The sequence below is a fragment of the uncultured Thiohalocapsa sp. genome (assembly GCF_913062725.1).
GTDB lineage: Bacteria > Pseudomonadota > Gammaproteobacteria > Chromatiales > Chromatiaceae > Thiohalocapsa.
The window spans coordinates 1-19649 of record NZ_CAJXWY010000068.1; the positions used below are offsets into that span (position 1 = coordinate 1).

Sequence of the window (19649 nt, forward strand, 5' to 3'; positions counted from 1 at the left end):
TAGAGCAGGGACTGCAACGGGCGGCGGGCGATGCGTTGCAGCGTGCCCTCGCTGAGGCCGGCTCGCCGCTGCGCCGCGTGCTCAGCGGCGAGACGGGCATAGCGCTCCCGCTGATACGCATCGATGACAGCGCGCGCGGCCTCCTGACGACGATCGTCCAGCAGCCAGAGACCCGCCACACCGAAGCCAAGGAAGCCGCCGGTGGTTTCGTGATACAGCAACCCGTGCTCCTCCAGCAGGGCGCGCACATCGGCCGCCTCGTCGTCGGGGACGCCGTTGAGACGAAAGATCAGCACCGACATGCGCACCTCCCCGCGACCGTATTACCGCGTGTCCAAGCCCTTGACCTTACCGACTGCATGCTCGCCGGACAACCGTGGCGGCCGTCGGTCAGTACTCGCCTCCGTCCCGTATTGCACGGGAGCGCCGGTGCGCCGGGGCTCGATCGCTGTGTCCAATGCCGCCGCAGATCGGGCGGTACAAGGGCCGCCGGCGTGCAAGGCAAACCGGGCCGTTACCGTTGCGCCCGCAAGGATTTCGTGACGGCCGCCGCGGCGCTTGCCCATCGCCGCCTGCGGTGCTAGCGTACCGTGTTGAGCGCAGTGTTTGGAGCCGATGCGTGACCAGCCTTCACGGTCGCGTCTCTGCCCTCCTCATGTCGATCCCTTGTGTCTAACTGAGTCGGTAACCAGCAGTTTGAGCGAGCGCGAGATTCGCTACGGCACCTACCTTGGCGCCATCAGGCGCCACAAGCGGCAGGTCGACTTCTCCGCCGTGCTGGAAGCCGAGCGGCTGCTCCCGGCACGCCCGCGGCTGCGTGTGGTGGATCTGCATCGCCTGCTAACGCCTTACGTGTCGGCGCGGCTCGGTGAGCAGTTGCGCGCCGTGGTGCCATTGGCACTGCTGCTGATCGCCTTTCAGGCGCTGGCGCTGCGCACCTCGCTGCTGGATACCGAAACCGTCGTGCTGGGTATCCTGGCCGTCATCGTCGGCCTGATGTTCTTCATGGAGGGCGTCAAGCGCGGACTCATGCCCTTCGCCGAGAACGTGGGCTTTCATATGCCGGGGCGCATGCATCCCTCGGTGCTGCTCGGCTTCAGCCTGCTGCTGGGGGGTGCGGCCACCTTTGCAGAGCCGGCCATCGGCGCCCTGCAGGCGGCCGCCGACGCCATCTCCAGCGAGCGTGCGCCCTGGCTCAGGCAGCTGCTCGGGCCCTATGCGCTGTGGCTGGTGCTGGCGGTGGCCACCGGTGTCGGCTTGGCGGTGAGTCTCGGCATGCTGCGGCTGATGTTCGGCTGGCGGCTCAAGGTATTGGTGATGATCATCGTGCCGCCGACGCTGCTGCTGACGATCTGGGCCGCACAGCAGCCGGCGCTGGCGCCCATCATCGGCCTCGCCTGGGACTGCGGGGCCATCACCACCGGGCCGGTGACCGTGCCGCTGGTGCTCGCCGTGGGCGTCGGCGTCGCCGCGTCCACCGGCCGCAGCGACAATCCGCTGTCCGGCTTCGGCATCGTCACGCTGGCCTCGCTGTTCCCCATCGTCGGGGTGCTCAGCGTGGCCGCCTACCTCGCCGCACAGGGCCCCAGCGCGCTGTTGCCGGTCGCCGCCGCGGCACCGGACCACTGGCATGCGGAGAGCCCCTTCGCGGAGGTCCTGGGCGCCTTCCGCGCCATCGTGCCACTGCTGCTGTTGTTGGTACTGGTGCAGCTGCTGCTGCTGCGGCGGCGCATCCGTGAGCGCAACGTCTTCGTCTACGGCGTCACCATGGCCATCGCCGGCATGGCGCTGTTCAACCTGGGCCTCACCACCGGGCTGGTGGCCCTGGGCGAGCAGGCCGGCGTCAATGTCCCCTGGGCGTTCTCGCCGCACTGGGACACCGGCGCCCCGGCCTTGTACCCCTTTGCGCTCGGGATCGCCGTGACGCTCTTGTTCACCTTCACCGTCGGCTACGGCGCCACCATCGCCGAGCCGGCCCTCAACGCCATGGGCATGACCGTGGAAAATCTCACCGACGGCGCCTTCCGCAAGCGCCAGCTGCTGCATGCGGTGGCCATCGGTGTCGGCTGCGGCGCCGCCCTGGGGGTGAGCCGTATCCTGTTCGATCTGCCCCTGTGGCTGTTGCTGGTAGCGGGTTATACGCTGGCACTGGGCCTGACCATCCTCTCCCGCGAGGAACTGGTGAACCTGGCCTGGGACAGCGCCGGAGTGACCACCGGTCCAGTGACCGTGCCGCTGCTGATGGCGCTCGGTATCGGCCTGGGGCATGCGGTGGAGGCGGCCGACGGTTTCGGCATCCTGGCCATGTGCTCGGTGGGCCCCATCGTCTCGGTGCTGGCCACCGGGCTTTGGATCGACATCAACACCCGCGGCCGCTTCCGGAGGACACCCGCATGAGCGCCGGCAATGAATTCATCGTCCTCACCGGCGTCACCCTGCTCACCGCCGTCGTCCAGCGCGGCACCGCCGACCGGGTGGTGCGGGTGGCCATGGACGCCGGTGCCCAGGGCGCCACCGTCTTCCATGCCCACGGCACAGGGGTACGTCAGAAGCGTATGGGCATCCTCGGCCTCACCGTCGATACCGAGAAGGAGGTGATCTACATCGTCGTGCCCAACGAGCAGGCGGATCACATCTTCGAGCGCGTCTTCGTCGCCGCCAAGATGGACACCCCGGGCATGGGTATCCTCTGGCTCACCCGGCTGGAGAAGATGGCCACCCACATTCCTCAGGACATCGCCGCCCGCTTCGGGGTGCACGCGGAGCGCCGGGAATGAGCGTCCTCGGCCACATCGGCTACGGCGTCGAGAAGAAGCTGGTCACGGCCATTGTCATGAGCGGGCACGGCCTGGCGCTCATGAATCGGGTGGAGGACCACGCCGGCGTGCTGTCCGTGACCCATCACCACGCCCGCGGCACCGACCGCCGCGGCCAGCGCCCGGGCACGCTCGTCTGGATCGAGCGCGATGTGATCACCGTGCTGGTGGAGGCCGCCCACGCCGATGCGGTGTTCCGGTTGCTGTTCGAGGCAGGTCATCTCGATCTACCGCACCAGGGGGTGATCCTAATGGAGGCAGTCTCCCGTGGACACCCGATGATGCCATTTCCGGAAGGGTTCGAGGCCGATCAGGCACAAACCTGAGGTCCGGGCCCGCAAAAACCGACAACCCGGATGCGACTTGCATCTCGTGGACGATTGCCCTGGATTATCGTGCGCAGCCGCGAGGATCGTTGGCTGCCTATTGTGCGGGGTCAGCTCAATGGTGACCCTTCCTTCCCTGCGGCCGGGGGCGCAGCGGCCTTGCGCCCCGGTTCGGGGCCTAACCGCTGCCCACCGCGCTGAAATGCTGTCGAAACCGCAGCAGCGAGACCGCGAAGGCGGCCGCGCCGATCAGCGCCATCAGCAGCAACTCCCGGCCTAGCACCGCGATGCCGGCGTCGCGGAACAACACCGCAAAGGAGAACTCCACGTAATAGCGCATGGGCGAGATGACCATGAGCCATTGCAGGGCCTCCGGCACGGACTCGGCGGGCGTGAATACGCCGGACAGGAAGATCATGGGCATGATGACCAGCAGCAGCAGCAGGACAAACTGGGCCACCGACCGCACCAGCGTGGCCAGCACCATGCCGATGGCCGTGATGGTGAACTGATAGATGAAGGTCCCGAACATGAACAGCGCGAGCGAGCCGGCGAGGGGGATCGCGAGCAGCCCTTGGATGACCAGATACAGGCAGGCCAGCGTGCCGGCCTGCACGACCAGCGCATTGGCCCACACCTTGGCGAGCATGATCTCCGCCGGGCTCAGCGGCATGACCAGCAGGTGCTCGATGGTGCCGTGCTCCTGCTCGCGGATCAGCGCGGCCGCCGGCAGCAGCATGGACAGTACGGTGACCATGGTCAGCAGTTCCGCGACGCCCAGAAACCAGGCCGACTCGCTGTTCTGGTTGTAGCGGATGCGCGTCGTGGCTGACACAGGGGATGTCGACGCCGGCGGCGGGACCGCCAGATAGGCGCGGACCTCGTCCTCGATGATCTGCTGCACGTAGACAGAGCCGGTGAAGGCCTGGGCGACGGCGGTGGCGTCCACATTGACCTGCACCGAGGGCCCGAGCCCCTGCAGCAGATCCGCCTGGAAGTCGGGCGGTATGTCCACCACGAAGGTGTAACGTCCCGTATCCAGGGCCCGCTCGATCGCCGCCTGCGCCAGCGGCTGGGGATGCTGGAATTGCGGCGGGAAGAAGACCTCGAACAGGCCGCGCGACAGCGGTGACTGATCCTCGTCGACGATGGCGACCGAGGCGTTTCTGACCTGAACGGATTGGTCCACCGCGACGAAGATGTCAAGGCTGAAGGCGTAGACGATGAAGAGGACCAGCACCGGGTCGTCGCGCAGGCTCGCGAGCTCTTTCAGGCCCAGGCGAACGATATGGCTCAGCGCGCGCACGGGCCTAGCGTTGCTGTTGGCGCAGCAGCAGGACGCCGGCGGCGCTCAGCACCACGAACATCAGGGCCAGCATCAGGAAGTTGGGCAGGAGCCGGGCTACGTCCAGGTCCTTCGTGAAGGCCCCCACGCTGATATTGAGAAAATAGGTGGTGGGCCAGGCCTGGCCGAACAGCTTGGCCCCGCCCTCCAGGGCCGAGACCGGCGAGAGCAGACCCGAGTACTGAAAGGAGGGCACCATGGTCAGCAGGAGGGTCACGATGGAGGCGGCGACCTGGCTGCGGGTGAAGCTCGACACCACCAGACCGATCCCCGTCGCCGCCAGCACGAACAGCAGGGCCCCCAACGCAAGCGCCACGAAGCTGCCCTTGAGGGGGACGGCGAACACGGTCACCGTCACCAGCGTCAGCAGCAGGAAGTTGAGGAAGCCGATGGCCACGTAGGGCAACTGCTTGCCCCACAGAAACTCCAGCCTGCTGACCGGCGTGGCGTAGAGGTTGGTGATGGAGCCCATCTCCTTCTCGCGGACCACCGCCACGGCGGTGAGCATGGCGGGAATCATGAGCAGGATCACCGCCAGGGTGCCCGGCACGAAGGCGAACTTGGACTTCAGTCCCTGGTTGTACCAATAGCGGATCTCCACGTTCACCGGTGAGCGTGCCGGGCCCTCGCCGCCCGCCTCGCGCAGCAGGTCGCGCAGGTAGGTGGCATGCAGCAACTGCGCGTAGCCGCGTGCGGTCTCGGCGTAGTAGGGCATGGTGCCGTCGATCCAGATGGCCGCCTCCGGCCGGTCGCCCTGCACCACATCGCGGCCGAATCCCGGCGGGATCTCCACCGCCACCGCCAGCTCGCCGCTCTGGAAACGCCGCTCCAGCGCCGCATCCGAGTCGATGGGCGCACGCTCGACGAAATACCGCGAAGCGGTGAACTGCTCCAGGTAGCGCCGGCTCTGCGGCGTATCGTCCTGGTCGAAGGCCGCGTAGGGCAGGTCCTCCACGTCCACGTTCAGGCCGAAGCCGAAGATGAGCATCAGGGCCAGCGGCACCATGAAAGCCGAGAACATCCGAAAGCGGTCGCGCAGGATCTGCCGTCCTTCGCGCACGCTCAGCGCCCACAGCCGGGCGAACCGGAACCCGCCGGCGCCGCCCACCCTGTCCTCGCGCTGCGGGACGGCCGCGATGCGCTCTGCGGACACCGCCTCCGCGTCGTCCGCCTGCCGGTCCTCGCGGATGAAGGCGATGAACGCCGACTCCAGATCTTCCGCGCCCTGCGCCTCGACGAGGGCCTCGGGGCTGTCATAGGCGAGCATCCGGCCGCGGTTCATCAGCGCAAGCCGGTCACAGCGGGTGGCTTCGCTCAGGTAGTGCGTCGACACGAAGATGGTCGTGCCCTGCTCGCGCGAGAGCTCGAGCAGGAGCGCCCAGAACTGGTCGCGGGCCACCGGATCCACGCCCGAGGTGGGCTCGTCCAGGATCAGGATCTGCGGACGGTGGATGGTCGCCACGGCGAGGGAGAGGCGCTGGCGCAGGCCGAGCGGCAGCTCCCGGGTGGGGCGCTGCGCCACCTCCCGCAGCCCGAAGCGCTGGAGCAGGGCGTCGACGCGCCCGGCGATCTCGTCGGTGGGCAGATCGAACAGCCGGGCGTGCAGGGCCAGGTTGCGAAAGACGGAGAGCTCGCCGTAGAGCGAGAAGCTCTGCGACATGTAGCCGAGCTGGTGCCGGGCCTGCCGATCCCCGGCCTGCACCGGCCGGCCGAACAGCCGCGCCTCGCCTGCGCTCGGGCGCAACAGGCCGGTGACCATCTTCATGGTGGTGGTCTTGCCGCTGCCGTTGGGGCCGACGAAGCCGAAGATCTCGCCCCGGCGGATGCGAAAGCTGACCGCGTCCACGGCGGTGAAACCATCGAAGCGCCGGGTGAGCTCGCAGGCCTCGACGGCCGTCTCGCGGTCTTCGTCCAGGGACGCGCGCGAGCGCTCCAGCGACGGGCGGTCCCGGCGCCGCGCCGCGGGCAGCAGCGTCACGTAGGCATCGTCCAGGTTGTCGCTCCCGGTCTGCGCCATGAGCGCGTTCGGCGCGCCTGCGTCGAGGAAAGCCCCGGCATCCATCATGTACAGGCGGTCGAAGCCCTCGGCCTCCGCCATGTAGGAGGTGGCCACCAGCGTGGCCATCCGCGGCGACTGGCGTCGCATCGCCTGCACCAGCGCCCAGAACTGCAGCCGGGACAGGGGGTCGATGCCGGTGGTTGGCTCGTCCAGGATGAGCAGCTCGGGCTGATGGATCAGCGCACAGCACAGCCCGAGCTTCTGCTTCATGCCGCCGGAGAGCTTGCCCGCGGGGCGGGCCGCGAAGGCAGTGAGACCGGTGGCCTCCATGAGCAGGCTGCGGCGCGCTCGCAGGGTCGCGGCGGGCAGCTCGAACAGGGCGCCGAAGAAGGCGATGTTCTCGGCCACGCTGAGCTCAGGGTAGAGGTTCTGTCCCAACCCCTGGGGCATGTAGGCGATCCGATGGGCGGCGCGCGCGCGGTCGCGGCCCTTGCGCAGGTCCGCGCCCAATACCCGGACCTCTCCCCGTTGCATCCGGCGTACCCCGGCGATGAGCCCGAGGAGGGTGGACTTGCCCACGCCATCCGGGCCGATGATGCCCACGAGGTCCCCGGCCTCCAGGCGGAAGTCCACGGCGGCGAGGGCGGCCTGGTCACCGTAGCGGTGGCCGACCCCGACGGCCTCCACGGCCGCGCCGGCGGCCATCACGGCTCGGGCGGCCAAGTCTCGGCGTCGCTCTGGCGGATATAGGCCAGCCCGGGCATGCCGGGCTTGAGCAGGCCCTGGGGATTCTCCAGGGCCCGGACCTTCACGCGGAACATGAGCTTCTGGCGCTCCTCGCGGGTCTCCACGTGCTTGGGCGTGAACTGGGCCTCGTCGGCCACGAATGACACCCGCGCCTTCACGGGCCTGTCCGGCAGGGCGTCGAGCAACAGCCGGGCCTCGGCCCCCACGGGGATCTTGCCAACGCGCGCGGTCGGCAGGTAGACAATCATGTAGACGTCGTCCAGGTCCACCAGGGTCAGCAGGCGGCCGCCGGCGGCCAGCCCCTCGCCCGGCTCGGCGAGGCGAAACAGCACCCGTCCGCCGCGCGGGGCATGCAGGGCAGCGTCGGCGAGCTCCGCCTCGATGCGCTCCACCGCCGCCCGGGCCGCCTCGATACCGGCCTCGGCCTCGAGCCGCTGCGCCCTCGCCGCGCGGCAGGCGGCTTCGGCGGCCTCGGCATCGGCGCGCGCCCGGTCCAGCGCGTCTTCGCTGGTGTGGCTCCGGGCCATGAGCTGACGGATCCGCCGGTGCTCGCTCTGGGCGTAAGCGCACTGGCTGTCGCGCTGGTCCACCAGGGCCTCGGCGGCCTTGCGGGCCTCGCGGTGGCGCGTCACCTGGGCCTGGGCCTCGTGCAGCCGGGCCTCGAGCTCCTGGGTATCCATGCGGGCCACCACCTGCCCGGCCTGCACGCTGTCCCCCTCGTCCACCAGGATCTCGTCGATGCGCCCGGGGAGCTTGGTGGCGACCTGGACCTCGGTGGCCTCGATACGCCCGTTGGCCACCGCCACGCCGGGCGGCGGCCCGTCACGACCCGGCAGCGACCACCAGGCCGCCCCTGCAACCGCGGCGGCCAGCAGCGCCAGGGCCAGCGTCCATCGCCAGCGGTGAGTCATGTTGGACCTCGAGTCGCCTGATCTGTCATCACTCAACGCTAGCAAAACCAACTGGGGCCGGTACTGAAGTCGGTTCAGGTTCGTGCGGACAAGAATGCGGTGAACTGTCGCCGTAATCGTCCCCGACATTCGTCGTCAGTCATGGCTCAGCTTGTCACGGGGTAGAAATCATCGTCGAAGATCTGTGCGCGACTGTAGGGGCAGGCATCGGGAAACAGCGATACTGGCAGTTGCGTCTCCTTGCACGTGAGCCGCACGGCCGCTGGGTAGGCCTCCGCAATGGCTCCATCGAGCGCGGATTGGAGGCCGGGGGACTGGCGCAGCAGACCGGCGAGTTGCTCGCGCTGCTCGACAATGGTTGAACGCCAGCTGCGTCCATCGAATTCGCGCCACCGTTCGCTAAGCCGAGCGTACTGATATTCCCACTTCAGCAGGTGGGCCAGGAGGACGAGCAGGCGGCTGTGCAGCTCGCGGCGATCGCTCTTGCTCATGTCGCTGAGCTCCTCCAGCAGATGCTCGATGTCGAGCTCATCGAAGCGTCGCGCGCGCAACAGTTCGGCGTTGCGCTCGGCCCAGACGGCATAGTCGGTTTGGTAAAGCTTGGCAAGATCAGTCATCGTGTCTCTTGTCCGAAGAAGATGAGCCGAAACCTTGATGAACGAGCATGAGCTCTCACCCCAGGCTAATACCGCATCTTAGCGTAACTTGCGGATAAAGATGCTTGAGCTTGATGCGTGACTGCTCGGTGGGTGAACTGCCAGTCGACGCCGGCCGGTGTGGCCCGGGGCCATCACATCCGAAGAGCAGGCTACCGCCGCGCAGGCCCTGATTGCATTCATCACCGAGGCCGCGCCCGTTCCGTCGCTTCCGGCGCGGCCGGGGAGCTGCCGGGGTCCGGCTCGGCGGTGTCCGCCGGCAGTGGTACGGGCGACTCGCCGCGCCTGAGTGGGCGCTGACGCCACAGCAGATAGATGGCCGGCAGCACGAACAGGCTCAGCAGTGGGGCGGTGATCATGCCGCCTACCATGGGCGCGGCGATGGGCTGCATCACTTCTGAGCCAACCCCGCCCAGCAGCATGATGGGCAGGAGGCCGGCGAAGATGGTGGCGACCGTCATCGCCTTGGGACGGATGCGCAGCACCGCGCCTTCTTCGATGGCGGCCTCGAGGTCGTCGCGGGTCTGGAGCCGACCCTCACGCGACCACTGTCTGAGTGCATTGTCCAAATACACGAGCATGACGACGCCGAACTCCGCGGCGACGCCGGCGAGTGCGATGAAGCCGACGGCCACGGCGATGGACAGGTTGTAGCCGAGCAGGTACACCAGCCAGAAGCCCCCCACCAGCGCGAACGGTAGGGAGAGCATCACCAGCAGCGCCTCGGTGGTGCTGCGGAAGGTGAGGTAGAGCAGCACGAAGATGATGGCCAGCGTCAGTGGGATGACCTGATTCAGGCGCGCCTGGGCGCGGGCCATGTACTCGTACTGGCCGGACCAGGTCAGCGAGTAGCCGGGCGGCAGATCCACCGCCTCGCGCACCACCTGGCGGGCCTCGCTGATCCAGCCGCCGAGGTCGCGGCCGCGGATATCGATGAAGGTCCAGCCGTTGAGGCGGGCGTTCTCGCTTTTGAGCATGGGTGCGCCGTCGACGATGGCCACCTCGGCGACCTGCCCCAACGGGATCTGGGCACCCGTGGGGGTGACAATGGGCAGCTCGCGCAGCTTCTGCACATCGTCGCGCTGCTCGCGCGGGAAGCGGATGTTGATGGGATAGCGCTCCAGCCCCTCCACGGTGCGGCTGACGTTGATGCCGCCGATGGCCGCGGCCACCAGCTGGTTGATGTCGCTGACGTTGAGACCGACGCGGGCGGCTTTGAGCCGGTCCGGGCGGATCTCCACATAGCGGCCGCCGGCGACACGCTCCGAGAAGGCCGAGGTGGTGCCCGCCACCGTCAGCACCGCGCGCTCCACGTCCTGGCCGATGCGCTCGATGACGGCCAGGTCCGGCCCGGCGATCTTCACGCCCACCGGCGTCTTGATGCCCGTGGCGAGCATGTCGATGCGGGTCTTGATGGGCATGACCCAGGCGTTGGTGATGCCCGGCAGGTCCACGGTGGCGTCCAGCTCGTCGATAAGCTTCTCCACGGTCATGCCCGGGCGCCATTCGGACGCGGGCTTGAGCTGGATCACGGTCTCGATCATCGTCAGCGGTGCCGGGTCCGTGGCCGTGTCCGCGCGGCCGATCTTGCCGAACACCCGCGCCACCTCCGGCACGCTGGCGATGAGCCGGTCGGTCTGCTGCAGCAGCGCCTGGGCCTTACCGATGGACAGGCCCGGCAGGGTGGTGGGCATGTACATGAGGTCGCCCTCGTAGAGGTCCGGCATGAACTCGGTGCCCAGGCCCCGATGCCAGTCCTCCAACACGGGCACGCCGCGGAAGGTCGCCTGCCAGGCGTCGGCAAGCCCGACCTGCCAGCCCTCGATGACCTCGACGGGCCCCCGCTGGTCGGGCGTCGCGGGTTGGTCGGGCCGAGCGTCAGCGAGGCCGGACGCGGACGTTGCATCCGCCGCTGGCGGGCGGCCTCCTTCGTCGGCCCCTGCGGCGAGGGACATGACCGCCGACGCCGTCTGAAAGGGCCACTTGAGCGGCGCCAGCACCCCGCCGACCCCCGCCAGCGGGATCAGCATGCTCGCCATGATCAGCACCGACACCACGATGGTGGTGCGCGGCAGTCGCAGTACCGCTCGCAGGCAGGGGCGATACAGCCAGATCAGGAAGCGGTTCAGCGGATTCTTGTGCTCCGCCGGGATGCGCCCGCGCACCAGATAGCCCATCAGCACCGGCACCAGGGTGACCGCGAGGCCGGCGGCGGCGGCCATGGCGTAGGTCTTGGTGAAGGCCAGCGGGCGGAACAACCGCCCCTCCTGGGCCTGCAGCGTGAACACCGGCAGGAAGCTAAGGGTGATGATGAGCAGGCTGAAAAACAGCGCCGGCCCCACCTCCACCGCCGCATTGGCGATGATCCGCCAGTGCGCCTCGCCGCGGGGGCGCTCGCCGTGCTCGGCCTCGTAGCGCTCCAGGTGCTTGTGGGCGTTCTCGATCATGACGATGGCGGCATCCACCATGGCACCGATGGCAATGGCGATACCGCCCAGGGACATGATGTTGGCGTTGATGCCCTGGGCCTGCATGACGCTGAAGGCGATGAGAATCCCGAGCGGCAGGCTCAGGATGACCACCAGCGACGAGCGGATGTGGAACAGGAAGGCGATACAGACCAGAGCGACGACGATGAGCTCCTCGATGAGCTTGCTGCGCAGGTTATCGACGCTGTCGAGAATCAGCTGGGAGCGGTCGTAGGTCTCGACGATCTCCACGCCGTCCGGGAGGCTCGGGGCCAGCTCGTTCAAGCGCTGCTTGACGGCATCGATGGTGGCCAGCGCATTCTCGCCAGCGCGCATGACGATGATGCCGCCGGTGATTTCCCCCGCGCCGTCGAGGTCGGCGATACCCCGGCGCATCTCCGGGCCGATCTGTACCCGCGCCAGGTCCCGCAGCAGCACCGGCGTGCCGTCGGGGGTGGTGTGCACCGGGATCAGCTCAATGTCTTCGATGGAGGTGAGGTAGCCCCGGGTGCGAACCATGTACTCGGCCTCGGCGAGCTCCAGCACCGAGCCTCCCACCTCGCGGTTGGCATTGCGCACCGCAGTGATGAGCCGCTCGAGCGGGATGCCATAGCCGCGCAGCTTCCCGGGATCAACAACGATCTGGTACTGGCGCACCATGCCGCCGACGGTGGCCACCTCCGAGACGCCCGGCACCGTCTGCAGCTCGAATTTCAGAAACCAGTCCTGCAGGCTGGTGAGCTGCGCCAGGTCGTGCCGGCCGGTGCGGTCCACCAGCGCGTAGCTGTAGACCCAGCCGACGCCGGTGGCATCCGGCCCGAGCCTGGGCTGGACGCCGTCGGGCAGGTCCGCCGCCGCCTGATTGAGGTACTCGAGCACCCGCGAGCGGGCCCAGTACAGGTCCGTGCCGTCGGCGAAGATGACATAGACATAGGAGTCGCCGAAGAAGCTGTAGCCGCGCACCGCCTTGGCGCCCGGCACCGACAGCATGGTGGTGGTGATGGGGTAGGTGACCTGTTCCTCCACCACCCGCGGCGACTGTCCGGGGAAGCTGGTCTTGATGATGACCTGCACGTCGGACAGGTCTGGAATGGCATCCAGCGGTGTGTTCTTCAGCGCGACCATGCCCCAGCCGGTCAGCAGCAGGGCGCCGATGAGCACCAGGAAGCGGTTCTTGAGGGACCAGAGGATGACGTGGTGCATGGTCAGGTCCCCCCGGGATTGGCGTGGTGTGCGCCGCGGGGGTAGGCGCCAAATCCGGCGGCGGGACTGTGCGCATGACTATTGGGCATGCGCCTGCCCCCCGCTCACACCGTCGCCCCCGGCCGCCGTCTCCGGCGCCGCCATGCGCATGAAACTGGCCTGGAGGTTGGACTCGGAGTCGATGAGGAACTGGCCGGAGGTCACCACCGCATCACCCGGCGTCAGGCCGTGGATGATTTCCACTTCGCCCGCGCGCTGCATCCCCGTCACCACGTCCACCGGCTGGAAGCGCCCGTCGCCGAGGGCCAGCACCACACGCTCGCGCTCGCCGGTGACGATGACCGCCTCGGCGGGCACCTTGAGCACGTCGCGCTTGGGTCCGCCGTAGATGACCACGTCGGCGAACATATTGGGCTTGAGCGCCAGATCGGGATTGTCGAACACCAGGCGGACCGTGAGGGTGCGGGTCTGCGGGTCGAGTGCCGGGTAAAGGTAGTCCACCTTGCCTTCCCAGGTGCGACCCGGGCGGGCCGGGACGGTCATCTCGGCGGAGAGTCCTTCGCGCAGCCAATCGATCTGGTGCTCGTAGACATCCGCCATGACCCAGACTTGGGCGAGATCGGCGATGGTGAACATGGCGCTGGCCGCGGTGACATACATGCCATCGCGGGCGGTCATCTGTGTCACGATGCCGTCGATGGGGGCGCGCACCGGGATGCGGTTGCGGGGCTCGCCGGTGCGCTCGATCTCGCGGATGATGTCGTCCGGCACATCCAGCAGCCGGAGGATATTGCGGGCCTTGTCCTCGCTCACCCGCCGCTGGGTGCCGCTGCGGTCCTGCGCCAGGAGGAAATCCACCTGGGCAGAGAGGATGTCCGGCGCGTAGAGCGCCGCCAATTGCTGGCCGGCCCGCACGGGCTCGCCCTCGGCGCGTAGGCTCAGAGCTTCAATCCAGCCGTCGGCGCGCGGATGCACGTGGGCGAGCTTGGTCTCATCGTACTCGACGCGCCCGACGGTCTTGATGTACTTCCAGAGCGTGCCGCGCTCGGCCTTGGCGGTGCGCACGCCCAGCGTCTGAATCACCGCCGGTGTCAGCGCCACTTCCGGCCGTTTCCCCGTCATCGGGTCCATCATCTTCTCCACCAGGTCCATGCCGCAGATGGGGCAGGAGCCGGGTGCGTCCTTGATGATCTGTGGATGCATCGGGCACACGTACTTGGGGTCCATGTGCTTGGCGGCGTGCGCCAGGGCCGTGTCGTCCATGGCCGCGGCCAAACCTTCGCTCGGCTGCTCGGCGTCTTCGCAGCCTGCGAGTGCCAGCGGCAGTGCCAGCGCGGCCATCGGCCACCAGCGGGATGCGACGCCCGGCGGGCGCCGTCGGTGCAAACGGATCATGGGTGTATCTCCGGTCTCAGACCCGGTGCCAGAAGCGACATGGGTCGGGGTGCAACGGTTGGCGGCACTTTGGCCGCCGGCGGCATTAGCCGGAGATGGAGCGGGGCGGCCGCAGCAGGCCGTCGGGGATGTGGGCGTGGATGCGCACGGCCGGGTGCGCGTGCGGCAGTGCGGTATGCCGGACTGCCAGCTCGGGGGCCCGGGCGAGCACCAGGTGCCATGCGCCGGCCACCTGACCGAGGTTACACTTCTGGCAGGGCTCGCCCGTGGCTGTGCCCGCGGCCTGGGCCGTCGGGGCGGCGGGGGTCGGCTCGAGATCCGGGTATAGGGCCAGGGCAGACATGGGCGCGGGCGCCGGGCTGGGCACAGATTCCAGGTCGGGCGCAGACGCGAGGTCGGGCGTGGCGGCGGAGCGATCGACTGTCGGCATCGCCGCAACACCCCAATGCGCACAGCCGGCGCTGGCCGCCGCGTCGGCGGGCCGGTGCACGCAGCCGAGGGCATTCGCCGCGAACAGCTGCAGATTCAGCAGCAGCACGCAGGCGATGGCGGCGAGGTGTCGGCGATGGCTGAGCATGGCCGATAATCTGAATGCTGCGCGCCCGTAGTGCAAGTACCGCCGGCGGCGCCATTGCGCCGACGACGCCGTGGGCATGTCCGCATGTCAGTCGGTGGCCGGTAGGCTCGCCGGCGATGGCTCCGGGTCGGCACGCTGCGGCGACTGCTCCCACAGCAAATGGGCGGAGACGGCCAGCGACATCGCCACCAGCACCGGGCGCACCAGCCTGGCACCGTGGGCCAGCACCAGGTGGGCGCCGATCCACCCGCCGATGAACTGTCCCGCCGCCATGGCCAGCGCCAACGCCCAGACCACCTGGCCGCCGGCGACGAACAGCAGCAGCGCCGCCAGGTTGCTGGTGAAGTTGAGGAGCTTGGCATGGGCCGTCGCACGCCGCAGATTGTAGCCCAGCAGGGCGACATAGCCGATGGCGAAGAAGGTCCCGGTGCCGGGCCCGAAGAAGCCGTCGTAGAAGCCGACACTGGTGCCGATGGTGAAGGCGAAGGTCCCATGCCCGATGCGCCGGCGGGAATCCAGATCGGACACCCGCGGCGAGCACAGGAAGTACAGTGCGAAGGCGATGAGCAGCACCGGCACCAGGCCGGCCAGCAGATCGCCCGCCAGCACCTGCACGGCGATGGCGCCCGCGGCGGCGCCGGCGAAGGTACAGGCCACGGCGAGCGCGGCCGAGCGCAGATCGATGGCCCCGCCGTGCAGGAAGCGCACCGTCGCCGCCAACGAGCCGAATACCGACTGCGCCTTGTTGGTAGCCAGCGCCTGCACCGGTGTCAGGCCCGCCCATAACAGCGCCGGCACCGTCAGCAGCCCGCCGCCGCCGGCCATGGCATCGATGCCGCCGGCCACCAGCGCGATGACGAACAACACCAGGGCGAGCTCCAGCACTTCCATGACCACGACAACCTGCTATCCGAGTTCCGCCAATGTCCGGCGCAAGCCGCAGCCGGTCGACGGGCCGCTGCCCGGGATCTCAACGGCGGGCATGCCCCGTTGAAGCCCACCGGGGGCGTGCCGCGGCGCCCTGTGCCAGCCGCCGCCCGGCCCGCGAGCGCCCACCATCCAGCCGCGGCGGGTCATATCGCCGGTGGCGGCGGGGCGCCGCCCGCGCCGGCGGCCCGCTGGCGGCTGGTGATCTTCGATTTCGACGGCACCCTGGCGGACAGCTTTCCGTGGCTCGCGGCGGTGCTCAACGACGTCGCCGCGCGCTGGCGCTTCCGGCAGGTGGCACCCGAGGAGACCGAGATCCTGCGCCATGCGAGCGCCCGCGAGATCCTGCGCCACTTGCGGGTGCCGGGGTGGAAGGCGCCGCTGGTGGCCCGGGATCTGCGCCGGCGGATGGCCGCGGATATCCATCATATCCGCCCGTTCGCCGGCATCGACGGCCTGCTCCGCGAGCTGGAACAGACCGGATTGATCCTCGCCATCGCCACCTCCAACAGCGCGGATAATGTCCGCGCGGTGCTCGGCGCGCAAGCACTGCGCCGCATCCATCATCTGGAAGCCGGCGTCTCCATTCACGGCAAAGGCGCGCGGCTCAGGCGTCTGCTGCGGCGCACCGGCGTGCCCGCGGCGGCGGCGGTCTACATCGGCGACGAGCTGCGGGATATCGCGGCGGCTCGGGCCGCCGGCGTCACCGCCGCCGCCGTCACCTGGGGCTACAACCGCGCCGAGGCCCTGAGCCGGGCCCGGCCCGACCTCGTCTTTGAGCGCGTCGCCGATATCCGGGCACAGTTGCTGCCAGAATCTGAGCCGTGACCCGCGGATGCCGATGGCCTGTCTGCGGCGATCCGCCGAGACCTAACACTCAGCTGTGATGGACCCGTCATCCAGCGCCCACGGGCGCGTCAGCCGAGATGGCGCTTGAGCCCGCCCTTCACCGCCGGTGACGCCGCCGGGTCCTCCGGCCAGTGGTGCTTGGGATAACGTCCGCGCATGTCCTTGCGGACTTGGCCGTACGCCCCGCGCCAGAAGCTGGCGAGGTCCCGCGTCACCTGCAGCGGCCGTCCGGCCGGGGAGAGTAGGTGGAGGGTCAACGGTTGGCGCCCGGCCCAGATGCTGGGGGTCTCGCGGGCGCCGAAGAGCTCTTGCATCGGCGCCCGCAGCACCGGCTCACCGGCGGCATCGGCATAGTCGATGGGGCGTTGGATGCCGGCGGGGGTGGCGAGCCGTGCCGGCGCCAGCGCATCCAGGCGCTGGGCGCGCGCCCAGCCGAGACGCGCGCGCAACACCTCCACCAGGTCCAGGGCACGGACGTCGGCGAGGCGCGTCTTGCCGGCGAGCCAGGGGCCGAGCCAGGCCTCGGCGTCGGCGGTGAGGGCGGCGGTGGAGAGGTCGGGCCAGTGCGCGTCGGGCTCCAGCCGGCGGGCCAGTGCCACCCGCGCCTGCAGCTGGCGCGCCGCCGGCGTCCAGTTCAAGTTGGCGTCCATATTTTGCACCACCGCCGCCAGCAGCAGCGCCAGTGCCGCGTCGGGATCGCTCATCGGGGCGGGCCGGCTGGTCAACACCAGGGCGCCGAGCCGGGTTTCGTGCCGGGCGCTGACGGCGCCACGCCGGGCGTCCCAGTACAGGCGCTCGAGCGTCTCCAGGCCGCCCGCAAACAGTGCCTCGAGCACAGCCTGGTCAATGGCCAGGGCGGTGCGGATGCGGTGGTCGCCGCCGGCGGCATCCAGGTGGGCGACGACCAGGTAGTCCGCGGCTGCCAGCGGGTCGTCGGGCGCCAAGGCCGCGCCGGTCCCGCTCGCGAGCAGAAAGCGGCCGTCGCGGCCGCGGTTCTGGGCGATGCGGTCGGGGTAGGCCAGGGCCAGCAGGGCGGCGGCGGATCGGGGCTCTGCGGCGCCGACGGCCTGGTGAGGGTCGGCGTTCGCCAGCAGCCCCTCGAGCTGCCGTGCCGCACGGTCGATGCTGGCCAGACGCCGCGACTCGAAGCCGTTCAGCGCAGTCGCCTGACGGTGCTTGTCGCGGTAGGCCGTCAGTGCGGCGAGCCTGGATTGCAGATCCGCGGGTCGCAGCAGCCCGTCGCCCCCGATCCAGGGATCGCGCTCCGACAGCAAGGCGGCGAGGTCGCAAGCCGTCTGCACCTCCCGGGCGTTCGCCTGGCAGAGCATGGCCGCAAGCCGCGGATGCGTCGGCAGCTCGGCCATCTGCCGGCCATGGGCCGTGATGGTCCCGTCGCCCGCCAGGGCGCCCAGGTCCGTGAGCAGCGCGACGCCGCGGCACCAGGCCGCCGCCGGCGGCGCATCCAGCCAGCACAGGACAGTGGGATCGGACACGCCCCAGAGGGCCAGCTCCAGCACCAGCGGGGTCAGGTCGGCATCCAGGATCTCGGCGGGGCGCTGGGCGGGCCGGCGCTGGTGCTCCGGCTCGCTCCACAGCCGCAGGCAATGGCCGGGGCCCAGGCGGCCCGCACGCCCGGCGCGCTGTGCGGCGGATGCCTGCGCAATGGGCTGGGTCACCAGTCGCGTCATGCCCGGGCCGGGCGCGAAGCGCGGCTTGCGGGTGAGGCCTGAGTCCACCACCACGCCGATGCCGTCGATGGTGAGCGAGGTTTCGGCGAGGTCCGTCGCCAGCACCACCCGCCGGCGACCGTTGGGCGCCGGGCGCAGCGCCTGCGCCTGCGCGGCGACGGGCAGGCTGCCATGCAGGGGCAGCACCTCCACCTCCGCCAGCGCGCCGAGGTCCGCAGCCACCCGGTTGATCTCGGCGACGCCGGGCAGGAAGCCCAGCAGGTCACCCTGCTCGCGCGCCAGCGCTGAGCGGATGGCAGGCGCCATGGCGGCGATGGGGTCCGACGGCGTCTGCGCCAGGTGTCGGATGCTGACCGGGTGGCTGCGGCCTTCGCCGCGGATGACGGGTACCGGCGTGGCGCCGCCGCCGAGCAGCGCCGCGATGCGGTCGGCATCCAGGGTCGCCGACATCACCAGAATACGCAGATCCGCGCGCAGCACCGCCACGTCCAGGGCCAGCGCCAGGCCCAGGTCAGCCTGCAGGCTGCGCTCGTGGAACTCATCGAAGATCAACAGCCCGATGCCGGCGAGCTCCGGGTCCGCCTGGATGCGGCGGGTGAGGATGCCTTCGGTGACCACCTGGATGCGGGTGGCGTGGCCGATGCGCCGCTCGAAGCGCACCTGGGAGCCGACGGTATCTCCGACGGCCTCGCCGCGCGCCGCCGCCATGTAGGCCGCGGCCATGCGCGCGGCGGGGCGCCGCGGCTCCAGCATCAGGATGGCCCGATCGCCGAGCCAGGGCTCATCCAGCAGTGCCGGCGGCACCCGTGTCGTCTTGCCCGAGCCGGTCGGGGCGGTGAGCACCGCATGGCCCGCGGCCAGGGCGGCGCGCAGGTCCGCCAGCACCGCATCGATGGGCAGCCGGCCCGGCGCGGGCGGCACCGACGCCATGGTTACCGCCGGGGCCGGGTCAGCTGTCGCCGGCGCGGCCGTTGCGACCATCGGCGACATTGGGTCCGCCGAGCTGACCGGCCTTGGCCAGCGCGCGGCGCAGCTTGTCGCCATTGTCCACGGGCACCAGCAGGCGGTGCGGACCCTGCGCGGGGGTGCGACCCAGCTTGAGGCCCGGGTTCAGGTCGCGCAGCGTCTGCACCGACACGCCGGCATGGCGTGCGGCGTCCTGCAGGTTGATGGTGCCTGCGCTGTAGACCACGGCGAGCGCCGGGTCATTCGGCAGCTCGGGCAGGCGCATGCCGTAGCGCTCGGGCCGAGTCACCAACTCGACGATGGCCAACAGCTTGGGCACGTAATGCTCGGTTTCCGCGGGCAGGCTGCTCAGCGACCAGAAGTCCCGGGAACCGTTCACGCGCATGGCACGGCGCACGCAGCCGGGTCCGCAGTTATAGGAGGCCAGCGCCAGGGCCCAGTCACCGTCCATTTCCTCGTAGAGCTGCTTCAGGTAACGGATGGCACCGCGGGTGGAGGCCAGCACATCGTTGCGCCCGTCGTAGACACTGTTCTGCGCCAGCCCCATCTCGCGGCCGGTGTAGGGCATGAATTGCCACATGCCCGAGGCGCTTTTCGGCGACACGGCACGCGGATTGTAGCGGCTCTCCACCTCCGGCAGCAGGGCGAGCGCCGTGGGTAGCTCGGCCCGCTCCAGTTCCTCGACGATCAAGTGCAGGTAGGGACGCGCGCGGCGGTTGAGGTCGGTAAGATATTTGGCGTTGCTCGCCATGTGCCGTACCGCACGGTCGACACGC

Annotated in this window: 15 protein-coding genes; 4 read left to right on the forward strand and 11 right to left on the reverse strand. The window is 69.6% G+C overall.

Going from position 1 to position 19649, the window contains the following annotated elements; genetic code table 11:
* Positions 1 to 302 (reverse strand): DUF6164 family protein (locus QZ588_RS15335; RefSeq protein ID WP_295543816.1); only part of this gene is annotated, 302 nt, incomplete at its 3' end.
* A 394-nt stretch (positions 303 to 696) separates the two neighbouring features.
* Between QZ588_RS15335 and QZ588_RS15340 the strand changes: the two genes are divergently transcribed.
* Genes QZ588_RS15340 through QZ588_RS15350 form a run of 3 tightly spaced genes read left to right on the forward strand, consistent with a single transcriptional unit; the run spans position 697 to position 3142 of the window.
* Entirely contained in the window at positions 697 to 2397 is a 1701-nt protein-coding gene (locus QZ588_RS15340; RefSeq protein WP_295543817.1) for a DUF1538 domain-containing protein, read from the forward strand.
* Positions 2394 to 2777 (forward strand): P-II family nitrogen regulator, encoded by a 384-nt coding sequence (locus QZ588_RS15345; protein WP_295543818.1) that lies wholly within the window; start codon positions 2394 to 2396, stop codon positions 2775 to 2777. The genes QZ588_RS15340 and QZ588_RS15345 overlap by 4 nt, the downstream gene beginning before the upstream one ends.
* Positions 2774 to 3142, forward strand: coding sequence for a hypothetical protein (locus QZ588_RS15350; protein ID WP_295543819.1), 369 nt, complete (start codon positions 2774 to 2776; stop codon positions 3140 to 3142). The genes QZ588_RS15345 and QZ588_RS15350 overlap by 4 nt, the downstream gene beginning before the upstream one ends.
* A 178-nt stretch (positions 3143 to 3320) precedes the next feature.
* Here QZ588_RS15350 and QZ588_RS15355 read toward each other — a convergent pair whose 3' ends face one another.
* The 8 genes from QZ588_RS15355 to QZ588_RS15390 all read right to left on the reverse strand — a co-directional run bounded on the left by QZ588_RS15355 (position 3321) and on the right by QZ588_RS15390 (position 15334).
* Positions 3321 to 4448, reverse strand: a complete 1128-nt coding sequence (locus QZ588_RS15355; protein WP_295543820.1) for an ABC transporter permease — start codon at positions 4446 to 4448, stop codon at positions 3321 to 3323.
* A gap of 4 nt (positions 4449 to 4452) precedes the next feature.
* Complete coding sequence (gene rbbA / locus QZ588_RS15360) at positions 4453 to 7209, reverse strand: ribosome-associated ATPase/putative transporter RbbA (RefSeq protein WP_295543821.1); 2757 nt, start codon at positions 7207 to 7209, stop codon at positions 4453 to 4455.
* Positions 7191 to 8144: an efflux RND transporter periplasmic adaptor subunit gene (locus tag QZ588_RS15365; RefSeq protein WP_295543822.1), complete on the reverse strand. Its 954-nt coding sequence runs from the start codon at positions 8142 to 8144 to the stop codon at positions 7191 to 7193. Before QZ588_RS15365 ends, rbbA begins: the two co-directional genes overlap by 19 nt.
* Before the next feature lie 146 nt (positions 8145 to 8290).
* A complete protein-coding gene (locus QZ588_RS15370) occupies positions 8291 to 8761 on the reverse strand; it encodes a DUF29 domain-containing protein (protein ID WP_295543823.1) in 471 nt (156 codons plus the stop codon).
* A gap of 221 nt (positions 8762 to 8982) precedes the next feature.
* Complete coding sequence (locus QZ588_RS15375; protein ID WP_295543824.1) at positions 8983 to 12471, reverse strand: efflux RND transporter permease subunit; 3489 nt, start codon at positions 12469 to 12471, stop codon at positions 8983 to 8985.
* Between the two features lie 78 nt (positions 12472 to 12549).
* The gene (locus QZ588_RS15380) at positions 12550 to 13866 is read right to left on the reverse strand and encodes an efflux RND transporter periplasmic adaptor subunit (RefSeq protein WP_295543825.1); all 1317 of its coding nucleotides are present in this window, start codon (positions 13864 to 13866) and stop codon (positions 12550 to 12552) included.
* Between the two features lie 85 nt (positions 13867 to 13951).
* A complete protein-coding gene (locus QZ588_RS15385; protein ID WP_295543826.1) occupies positions 13952 to 14443 on the reverse strand; it encodes a hypothetical protein in 492 nt (163 codons plus the stop codon).
* An 87-nt stretch (positions 14444 to 14530) separates the two neighbouring features.
* A complete protein-coding gene (locus QZ588_RS15390; protein ID WP_295543827.1) occupies positions 14531 to 15334 on the reverse strand; it encodes a TSUP family transporter in 804 nt (267 codons plus the stop codon).
* A 132-nt stretch (positions 15335 to 15466) separates the two neighbouring features.
* On the opposite strand from QZ588_RS15390, the gene QZ588_RS15395 reads away from it, so the two are divergent.
* Positions 15467 to 16198: an HAD hydrolase-like protein gene (locus QZ588_RS15395; RefSeq protein WP_295543828.1), complete on the forward strand. Its 732-nt coding sequence runs from the start codon at positions 15467 to 15469 to the stop codon at positions 16196 to 16198.
* An 89-nt stretch (positions 16199 to 16287) separates the two neighbouring features.
* Here the strand turns inward: QZ588_RS15395 and hrpB are convergent, their stop codons facing one another.
* Together hrpB and QZ588_RS15405 are read right to left on the reverse strand one after the other, a co-directional pair.
* Positions 16288 to 18837 carry an ATP-dependent helicase HrpB gene (hrpB, locus tag QZ588_RS15400; protein WP_295543829.1) on the reverse strand — a complete coding sequence of 850 codons (2550 nt, stop codon included), beginning with the start codon at positions 18835 to 18837 and terminating at the stop codon, positions 16288 to 16290.
* Positions 18838 to 18856: 19 nt separating this feature from the next.
* On the reverse strand, positions 18857 to 19649 hold a 793-nt coding region (locus QZ588_RS15405), incomplete at its 5' end, for a transglycosylase SLT domain-containing protein (protein WP_295543830.1).

Bases quoted from the DNA above. Each gene is read 5' to 3' on its own strand.
- QZ588_RS15345 (WP_295543818.1), top strand. From the start codon at position 2,394: ATGAGCGCCGGCAATGAATTCATCGTCCTCACCGGCGTCACCCTGCTC.
- QZ588_RS15350 (WP_295543819.1), top strand. From the start codon at position 2,774: ATGAGCGTCCTCGGCCACATCGGCTACGGCGTCGAGAAGAAGCTGGTC.
- QZ588_RS15365 (WP_295543822.1), bottom strand. From the start codon at position 8,144: ATGACTCACCGCTGGCGATGGACGCTGGCCCTGGCGCTGCTGGCCGCC.
- QZ588_RS15370 (WP_295543823.1), bottom strand. From the start codon at position 8,761: ATGACTGATCTTGCCAAGCTTTACCAAACCGACTATGCCGTCTGGGCC.
- QZ588_RS15375 (WP_295543824.1), bottom strand. From the start codon at position 12,471: ATGCACCACGTCATCCTCTGGTCCCTCAAGAACCGCTTCCTGGTGCTC.
- QZ588_RS15380 (WP_295543825.1), bottom strand. From the start codon at position 13,866: ATGATCCGTTTGCACCGACGGCGCCCGCCGGGCGTCGCATCCCGCTGG.
- QZ588_RS15385 (WP_295543826.1), bottom strand. From the start codon at position 14,443: ATGCTCAGCCATCGCCGACACCTCGCCGCCATCGCCTGCGTGCTGCTG.
- QZ588_RS15390 (WP_295543827.1), bottom strand. From the start codon at position 15,334: ATGGAAGTGCTGGAGCTCGCCCTGGTGTTGTTCGTCATCGCGCTGGTG.
- hrpB (WP_295543829.1), bottom strand. From the start codon at position 18,837: ATGGCGTCGGTGCCGCCCGCGCCGGGCCGGCTGCCCATCGATGCGGTG.